Here is a 1,472-nt window from a genome sequence, read left to right on the forward strand (position 1 = left end):
GGCGTGCACGGCATGCTGGTCTTGTACATGGCGACGTTGCGCTGCTGTTCGATATGGCGCAACGGGATGCCGCCCTCGACCAGTGCGCTTTCAAACGAGAAGCTGCAACCGATCAGGAAGCTCACCAGGTCGTCGCGCCAATACGCGGAGATATCGGCGACTTCCTGCTGCAGCACGCCGTTTTCAAAAATCCGATAGCCCGGCACGTCGGTGCGCAGGTCGGCGCCGGGTGCGCTGCGCGGTTCGAAGCGCCCCGGCTCCAGCACTTCCACCAGCGGGCAGGGCTTGGGATTGCGCTGGCAGAACAGCAGGAAATCGAAAGCGTATTCGCGCGGCACGATCATGAGGTTGGCCTGCACGTGGCCGTCGGCATAGCCGGCGGTCGGGCCGTCGAACGCGCCGGTCCGGCACAGCGCGCGCAGGCCGGCGGCGGACAACAGCGATTCTTCGCTCATCTGCATGTTGGTCGTCATCACCTTATAGCCCTCCCAGGTAAGCTTTCTTGATGTCGTCGTTGTTCAGCAGTTCGCTGCCGGTGCCTTCCATCACGATGCGGCCGGTCTGGATCACGTAGCCGTAATGCGCGATTGCCAACGCCTTGTGCAGGTTCTGCTCCACCAGCAGGATCGACACGCCCTTGGCGTTGACCTGCTGGATGGTGTCGAGCACCTTGGTGACGAACTTGGGCGCGATGCCCCACGACGGTTCGTCCAGCAGCAGCAGGCGCGGCTTGGCCATCAGGCCGCGCGCGATCGCCAGCATCTGCTGTTCGCCACCGCTCATGGTGCCGGCCAGCTGATGGCGGCGCTCCTTGATGATGGGGAAGGTGGCGTACATGTCTTCGATCGATTCGGCAATCTCGTGCTTGTCGCTGCGCGAGTAAGCGCCCAGCTCCAGATTGCGCTGCACGCTCAGGCGGCCGAACAGGCGGCGCCCTTCCGGCACCAACGACAGGCCGAGGCCGACGCGGTCGAAGGGCGGCACCTTGCCGATGTCGGTGTTGTCGAACACGATGCTGCCGGCGTCGACCTTGTTGAGGCCGGCAATCGCGCGCAGCGTGGTCGACTTGCCGTTGCCGTTGCCGCCCACCAGCGCCACCAGGCTGCCCGGCTTGACGTCGATGTCGACTTTGGACAAGGCCAGCACGCCGTCGTAGCTGGCCCGCAGATTTCTCACCTGTAGCATCATTCATCTCCCAAATAAGCGGCGATCACATGCGGATCGTTGGACACGTCGTGCGGCGAACCGTCGGCGATCTTCTTGCCGTAATCGAGCACCACGATCTGGTTGGCGATCGGCATGATGCCTTCCAGCACGTGCTCGACGATCAGGCAGGAAATCCCCTGGTCGCGGATCTTCAGCACCACGTCGACGGTTTCGCGCACTTCGGTCGGGTTGAGGCCGGCCATGACTTCATCCATCAGCAGCAGCTTGGGCTTGACCGCCAGCGCGCGCGCCACGGCGAGGCGGGC

General features: G+C 63.9%; 3 protein-coding genes. All 3 read right to left on the reverse strand.

The genetic code is table 11. The annotated features are described in order from the left end of the window. Nucleotides 1–473, reverse strand: a 473-nt coding sequence (locus tag HLUSI_RS0125505) for a D-glutamate cyclase family protein (protein ID WP_016836623.1), incomplete at its 3' end; no start/stop codon positions are given. Nucleotides 474–477: 4 nt separating this feature from the next. Continuing rightward, nucleotides 478–1,185 carry an ABC transporter ATP-binding protein gene (locus tag HLUSI_RS0125510; protein WP_029364028.1) on the reverse strand — a complete coding sequence of 236 codons (708 nt, stop codon included), beginning with the start codon at nucleotides 1,183–1,185 and terminating at the stop codon, nucleotides 478–480. Beyond that, a partial coding sequence (locus HLUSI_RS0125515) for an ABC transporter ATP-binding protein C-terminal domain-containing protein (protein ID WP_016836625.1) occupies nucleotides 1,185–1,472 on the reverse strand: 288 nt, incomplete at its 5' end. The genes HLUSI_RS0125510 and HLUSI_RS0125515, both read right to left, overlap by 1 nt.

The sequence above is a fragment of the Herbaspirillum lusitanum P6-12 genome (assembly GCF_000256565.1).
Classification (GTDB): domain Bacteria; phylum Pseudomonadota; class Gammaproteobacteria; order Burkholderiales; family Burkholderiaceae_D; genus Herbaspirillum; species Herbaspirillum lusitanum.

Coding starts and splice junctions, on each gene's coding strand:
- HLUSI_RS0125510 (WP_029364028.1), bottom strand. CDS start 1,185: ATGCTACAGGTGAGAAATCTGCGGGCCAGCTACGACGGCGTGCTGGCC.